Source organism: Cryobacterium sinapicolor (assembly GCF_004403465.1).
GTDB classification, from domain to species: Bacteria; Actinomycetota; Actinomycetes; order Actinomycetales; family Microbacteriaceae; genus Cryobacterium; species Cryobacterium sinapicolor.
Window position 1 is genome coordinate 74,485 of sequence record NZ_SOGQ01000086.1, and the last position, 6,112, is coordinate 80,596.

Here is a 6,112-nt window from a genome sequence, read left to right on the forward strand (position 1 = left end):
CGCCTCGAAAGGCCGCTCCACTCCAGTCGGCGACCGCCGCCCGCCGAGACTCTATTGTGATCCAGCGCCGCCGGGCACAGTCGTACAGTGAGGCCATGAAGCGTTTTCCCGTGATCGTCGCGGTCGTCCTCGGCACACTACTGCTGGCCGGATGCTCCGTGCCCGGCGCTTCCACCGACTCCGGCTCCGGCGGTTCCGCCACGGCCCCGGGCCTCGCCGAACCGGGCGCCGGCCCGGCCGTCGTCACTCCCGGCACGGGCGAGTCCCTCGACTCGCGCGCCTTCCCGGAAGGCAGCACGGGCGAGATCGCCTCCAGCCAGCGCGACGTGATCACCACCGGGATGGTGTCGATCACCGTGAAAGACCCGATCGAATCCGTGCAGGATGCCGTCACCATCACCGAGCAGGCCGGCGGTCGGATCGACAGCCGCACCGAGAACCCCGCCACCGACAATCAGGCGGCGAGCGCGAACCTCACCCTGCGCATCCCCTCCGACGAGCTCGACCGCACGCTGGCGGAGCTGAAGCAACTCGGCACCGTCAACTTCGTCTCGCTCAACACTTCGGACATCACGCAGCAGACTCAGGACCTCGACGCCCGGATCACGTCCCTGCAGACCGCGGTCGACCGGTTGCTGGCCCTCATGGTGGACGCCACGAACACGACCGACCTGATCGCCGTCGAGAACGCGCTGGCGGAACGACAGAGCGAACTCGAGGGGTTGCAGGCGCAGCGGGACTACCTGTCCGACCAGGTCGACTTCTCGACCATCACGCTCGACCTGTACTCCACCGGCACGGTGGAGCCCGGCACCCCGGACGGCTTCTTAGATGCCATCGCGGCCGGCTGGACCGCCCTGGTGGCAGCCCTCGGCACCGCGATGGTGGGCATCGGCTTCGCGCTGCCCTGGCTGCTCGCCCTCGGCCTTATCGCCGCAATCGTCTACCTGGTGATCCGGTTGGCACGGAAGCGGCGCACGGCTGCGTAAGCTTGCTTGGTGAACACGATCACCGAACTCTCCCCGCTCGGTGACGAGCTTCTCGAACGCATCCGTTCTCGTGCCGCCGCGCATGACCGGGACAACACGTTCCCCGCCGATGACCTGGCCGACCTGACCGCCTGCGGCTACCTCCGCTCGCTCGTGCCCGTCGCCGATGGTGGCCTCGGGCGCAGCGTGCAGCAGGTCGCCGAGGACCAAACCCGGCTGGCCGCGCACGCCCCGGCCACGGCCCTCGCCGTCAACATGCACCTCGTCTGGACTGGTGTGGCGCGCACCCTGCACCAGCGCGGCGACGACAGTCTCGCCTTCGTGCTGCACGGCGCCGTCGCCGGCGAGATCTTCGGCTTCGGGGTGAGCGAGCCCGGCAACGACCTGGTGCTTTCCGATTCGCTCACGACGGCTGCCCCGCAGCCGGGCGGCGGCTACCGGTTCACCGGCACCAAGATCTTCACCACCCTCTCCCCCGCCTGGACCCGGCTCGGCACGATGGGCCTCGACCGGGAGTCCATCGACGGACCCAAGATCGTCTGGGCGTTCATCGACCGGGACGACCCGGGCGTCAGCCAGAAGGATGACTGGGACACCATGGGCATGCGGGCCAGCCAGAGCCGCAGCACCGTGCTCTCCGGCGCATCCGCCCGCCCCGAACAGGTCTTCCGTCGGCTGGATCCCGGCCCGGGCCCTGACCCGCTGATCTTCGCTATCTTCGCGAACTTCGAAATCCTGCTGGCCGCCGTGTACACCGGTATCGGCCGGCGGGCGGTCGAGCTGGCCGTGCTGGCGGCGAAACGACGCACGTCGTTGAAGCACGACGGCCGACCCCTGGCGCAGGACCCGGACATCCGGTGGCGCGTCGCGGAGGCCGCGATGATGATGGATGGCCTGTACCCCCAGATCGCTACCCTCGCCCACGACCTCGACGTCCTCGCCGATCACGGCCCGCGGTGGTTCCCGCTGCTGTCGGGTCTGAAGCACCGCGCCACCGAGACCGCGCGCCTGGTCGTCGACCAGGCCCTGCGGGTGAACGGCGGTTCGTCGTACTTCGCCGGCAATGAGCTCGGGAGATTGTACCGAGACGCGCTCGCCGGGCTCTTCCACCCTTCCGACGCCGAGTCGGCGCACGCTACCGTGGCCGCCGCCTGGCTGGGTCCGATCGATGTCTGACGTCACCCGCGCGATCAACGTCTTCGACAGCGCCGCCTATACCCGCTCCGTCCTCGACCTCACCATGCGGCTCGCGGAGGTCATCTTCGCGGCCGGTGCCGGCGCCGAAGACGCCACGGCCGCCATGGAAGCCATCACCCGCGCCTACGGGCTCAGGGGCACCGAGGCCAACGTCACCCACACGATCATCGCGCTCACCCACGAGGACCCGGCCACGCACGAGTCCATCACCCGGAGCCGCAACGTCAAGTACCGCTCCCTCAACTACGGGAAGCTGACGGCCACGTCCGAGCTGATCGCCGAGATCCTCGACTCGCCGCCGGATGTCGCCGACGCCCGCAAGCGCCTGGCCACCATCGTCAGCGCCAAGCCTCAGGTGCCGGCCCTGTACCGCCGGCTGGGCTGGAGCCTCGTCGGAGCCGGGGCCGCCGTGCTCATCGGGGGCGGAGTGGTCGTCTGCATCGCGGCTTTCGTCGCGACGTTCTTCATCGACCTGATCACGAGCTCGCTCGACCGCCGTCAGGTTCCCGTGTTCTACCAGAACGTCGTCGGCGGGGCGATCGGCCCGATCGTCGCCGCCGTGGTGGCACTGATCGACACCTCGGCGAACCCGTCCCTCGTGGTCATCGCTACCATCATCATGCTCCTTGCCGGAGTCACCACCTTCGGCGCGGTGCACGACACCCTGTCCGGCTTCTACCTGACCGGCACGGCACGGATGATGGAGGCCCTGCTGATCACGGGCGGTCTGGTCACCGGTGTGGCCGGGGCGTCACTGCTGGTGGCACGCTTCGGGTTCCAGTTGCGCGTGGACGCGAACCTCACGCCGACCCTGGCCGATCTGCCCGTGATGCTGGCCGCCGCAATGGTCATCGTCGCGGGTTTCGGCCTCGCCGTTCAGGTGCCGTGGCGGGCATTCTGGGTGGTCTGCCTGCTGGGCGCCGTCGCCGAATTGCTCTACCTGGGTGGCGCGAACGCCGGCTTCGGCCTGGTCTGGTCGTCTGCGCTCAGCGCCATGGGCGTCGGCCTGCTGGCCGCGATCGCGGCGCGGATCGTGCGCACTCCCCCGCTCGTGATCGTCGTCTCCGCCCTCGTCCCGCTTGTGCCGGGGCTGATCCTGTTCCGCGGTCTGCTGCAGATCTCGGACGGCAACATCGACGGGCTCCTCAACATGCTGACCGCCGGTGCCGTGGCCGCCGCACTGGCGGCAGGTGCCATCCTCGCCCAGTACGTGGTGCAGTTCGTCTGGGGTCCGGCGCGCAGGCTGCAGCGCCGGTTCGTGGGACCGCTGATGGCCCTGCCCGTGCGGCTCGGCCGCGGCCCCGGCACCCGGATCTAATCCGGTGGACGAGTCAGGCGGTCCCTGCTAGTTGGGGATATCCGCCTCGCCCTGGGGCTCCTCGTTCTCCTCCTCGACGAAGCGGTAGGGGATCGGTTCCTCGGTCTCGTGTCCGATCCGGAAGCTGCGGCGAATGGTTGCGCCGTCTTCCGTCTCCTCGAGAACGACGTCCTTCTGGTACTCACCGTTCACGTACTCGAGTTCCCGGGGCGTGCCGGCGGCGATCACGTTGGGTCCGTAGAAGATGGCTTCGTAGGTGGTTTTATCGCTCATGGTTGTGTCCCTTTCTCCGGATGGAGACGTCCGCCTCGCTGGCAAGGCGCGTCGGCCTCAGCCTACGGCCCGGCGCCCCGGTTGCACAGGGCCGGGCGTCCGGTGGCAGCGGGAAGATGCCGTTTCGCGGCAATCCGCGTAGGGTCGAAGTCACGGTGCCGCTGGGGCTCGGTTCGAAGGAGTACACATGGCTGACAAATCACCCAAGAAGGACGCATCCAAAAAGGTTGCCGGCAAGTCCTTGAAGGAAAAGCGTGCCGACAAGCACGCCAAGGCGAACGAGACGACCGAGAAGGCGCGCAAGGCGTAGCGCCTGCTCCACGATTAAACTCAGGGTGTTGCCGCGAGAATCGCGGCAACACCCTTTTTCGTCCCGAAAGGACCTGCCGATGACCCTTCCCGCCCTGGACACCACTGTGGACTACCCCGCCGGGCGGACCGAGAGCACCGCCACGGTGCTGCACGTCGAGCCGCTCCCGACAGGACTGGTCGCCGTGCTCCTCGACACCACGCCCGTGCACCCGGTTGACGCGGGCTGGCCCGACCAGGGGCCCGACCGGGCCGTGCTGCGCACCCAGGGAACCGAACTCCCGGTGCTGGACTGCGTGGTCGGTGCGACGGACGGGTCGGCGCTGTACCTGGGCCGGGACATCCCGATGCCGAACGGAACGCCCGGCTGGGCGTTCGTAGTGGCCCACCTCGTGGCGCCCGACGATGCCCTGGCCGAGGGGCTGAGTGTCGTGGCCGTCGTCGACGCCGGCTACCGCCAACGGATGTCCGCGGGCCACACCGCGTGCCACCTGGCCTCCCTCGCCCTCAACCGGGCTCTCGCCGACCGCTGGAAGAAGGAGGTGCGCACCGATGCCCTCGACAACCCCGACTTCGACGGCACCGCGATCGACGTGTCCCTGATCGGCGAGAACGGATCCGTCGACACCTACCGGCTCGGCAAGTCCCTGCGCCGCAAGGGATTCGTCACCGAGGGACTAACCGGGCAGCTGGCCGAGGTCGAATCGGTGGTGAACGCCGCCCTCGCCGAGTGGGTCGCCACCGGCGCGAGCGTTCGCATCGACCGGGACGGCCCGCTGCTCACCGACCGCCGGTACTGGATCTGCGAGCTACCGGCCCACGAGGCGCGCATTCCCTGCGGCGGCACCCACGTCTCCTCCCTGGCCGAACTCGGCGTCGTTCGCGTGGCGCTGTCCACGGCCGACGCCGAGGGCACGACCGTGCTCACCATGGAGACGTTCGTCGGCTGACCGGCTGGCGGCTGGTGGGGCAGACGATGTTGCATGGTCCGAGCGCTCCCCGGCCGCCGGCGCGCACCCGGATGACCGCCCAGCCCACACCGCGAGCAGTCACGTTGCAGGGTCATGCTCGCCTCCGTCGCCCGCGCCCCTGTCGCCACGGGCCGACGCTATTCCCGGCCACTGACATGTCGACCGCACACAGGAAGAAGGCCCCCGGTTTCCCAGGGGCCTTCGACTGACCATCACTTGACTATCTCGGTGGAGCTAAGGAGATTCGAACTCCTGACCTTCTCATTGCGAACGAGACGCGCTACCAACTGCGCCATAGCCCCCAACCGCTTATGCAGAATATCACGAGCGGCGACCGAGTTTCACCGAACGGCCAGGGAGAGCGCGAATCGGCCCGGATTCGGTCAGCCGACGGCGCGGCGACGACGCAGCACGTCGTCGAGGTCGCTCATGCCGGGAGCGGTGTCTCCGACGACCCCCATCGACGCGAACCGGCTCGCCGCGGGCACGACCGGGGCAGTCTCCCGAACGGTCGCCGCACGCTTGAGCGAAGTGACGGCCACCTCGAGGGCCGCGGCGCGGCGGGCCAGTTCCGCCTCGGCGGCGACCTTGCGCAGTTCGGCGGCAGCATCAACGGACGCCATGGCCGCCTGGGCGACGGATCCGCGCGACAGGTGCATCGGCCGCGGCAGGGGGAGCGGCGTCCAGCTCGGGGCCACGACGGGGGTCTCTTCCAGGTGCACGGGCTCGAAGGCCTGCCCGACCCGCGGCTCGCGGTAGGTGACCTCTGACCCGCTCGCCGTGGCGCCCTGCTGGTGGGCGCGTTGAGCCGTGCGCGCGAGGCGCGACAATGCCCCGACGGCGAGGGCAACCGTGGCCAGTCCGCCGACGAGCGCCGTCCCGGCTCCGCCCGCAGCCACCGCGACGACCCCGGAGACGAAGAGCACGATGCCGACGAGCAAGATCAGGGAGGTCAGCGCGCGCACCCGGCGCAGGCGGAGCGCGCGAGCGCGACCCGGCGAACCCGCCATGGCCCCGGCGCGCACGGCCCCGGCACGCGCGGCCCCGGCGCGCAC

6 protein-coding genes, 1 tRNA gene and 1 pseudogene are annotated in these 6,112 nt (G+C 69.6%); 5 read left to right on the plus strand and 3 right to left on the minus strand.

Features of this window, described 5'->3' with window-relative positions; genetic code table 11:
* Positions 1–95: 95 nt before the first annotated feature.
* From E3T28_RS15555 to E3T28_RS15565, 3 genes are read left to right on the plus strand one after another with little or no spacing between them, the layout of a single operon-like run.
* Complete coding sequence (locus tag E3T28_RS15555; protein ID WP_166787063.1) at positions 96–989, plus strand: DUF4349 domain-containing protein; 894 nt, start codon at positions 96–98, stop codon at positions 987–989.
* 18 nt (positions 990–1,007) lie between these two features.
* Positions 1,008–2,165: an acyl-CoA dehydrogenase family protein gene (locus tag E3T28_RS15560; RefSeq protein ID WP_370259929.1), complete on the plus strand. Its 1,158-nt coding sequence runs from the start codon at positions 1,008–1,010 to the stop codon at positions 2,163–2,165.
* The gene (locus E3T28_RS15565) at positions 2,158–3,504 is read left to right on the plus strand and encodes a threonine/serine exporter family protein (protein WP_166787064.1); all 1,347 of its coding nucleotides are present in this window, start codon (positions 2,158–2,160) and stop codon (positions 3,502–3,504) included. Before E3T28_RS15560 ends, E3T28_RS15565 begins: the two co-directional genes overlap by 8 nt.
* A 27-nt stretch (positions 3,505–3,531) precedes the next feature.
* Here the strand turns inward: E3T28_RS15565 and E3T28_RS15570 are convergent, their stop codons facing one another.
* Positions 3,532–3,777: a hypothetical protein gene (locus tag E3T28_RS15570; protein ID WP_134432991.1), complete on the minus strand. Its 246-nt coding sequence runs from the start codon at positions 3,775–3,777 to the stop codon at positions 3,532–3,534.
* A gap of 187 nt (positions 3,778–3,964) precedes the next feature.
* Here E3T28_RS15570 and E3T28_RS17600 point away from each other — a divergent pair, with 187 nt between their 5' ends.
* A complete protein-coding gene (locus tag E3T28_RS17600) occupies positions 3,965–4,087 on the plus strand; it encodes a hypothetical protein (RefSeq protein ID WP_255408599.1) in 123 nt (40 codons plus the stop codon).
* Between the two features lie 79 nt (positions 4,088–4,166).
* A complete protein-coding gene (locus tag E3T28_RS15575; protein ID WP_134432993.1) occupies positions 4,167–5,036 on the plus strand; it encodes an alanyl-tRNA editing protein in 870 nt (289 codons plus the stop codon).
* A 250-nt stretch (positions 5,037–5,286) separates the two neighbouring features.
* Here the strand turns inward: E3T28_RS15575 and E3T28_RS15580 are convergent.
* Positions 5,287–5,359 (minus strand) — tRNA-Ala (locus E3T28_RS15580).
* Positions 5,360–5,440: 81 nt separating this feature from the next.
* A pseudogene (locus E3T28_RS17015) lies at positions 5,441–6,112 on the minus strand (hypothetical protein); the annotation flags it as partial.

Excerpts from the sequence above, each read along its gene's own strand:
- E3T28_RS15555 (WP_166787063.1), top strand. The coding sequence starts at position 96 with ATGAAGCGTTTTCCCGTGATCGTCGCGGTCGTCCTCGGCACACTACTG.
- E3T28_RS17600 (WP_255408599.1), top strand. The coding sequence starts at position 3,965 with ATGGCTGACAAATCACCCAAGAAGGACGCATCCAAAAAGGTTGCCGGC.
- E3T28_RS15565 (WP_166787064.1), top strand. The coding sequence starts at position 2,158 with ATGTCTGACGTCACCCGCGCGATCAACGTCTTCGACAGCGCCGCCTAT.
- E3T28_RS15575 (WP_134432993.1), top strand. The coding sequence starts at position 4,167 with ATGACCCTTCCCGCCCTGGACACCACTGTGGACTACCCCGCCGGGCGG.
- E3T28_RS15570 (WP_134432991.1), bottom strand. The coding sequence starts at position 3,777 with ATGAGCGATAAAACCACCTACGAAGCCATCTTCTACGGACCCAACGTG.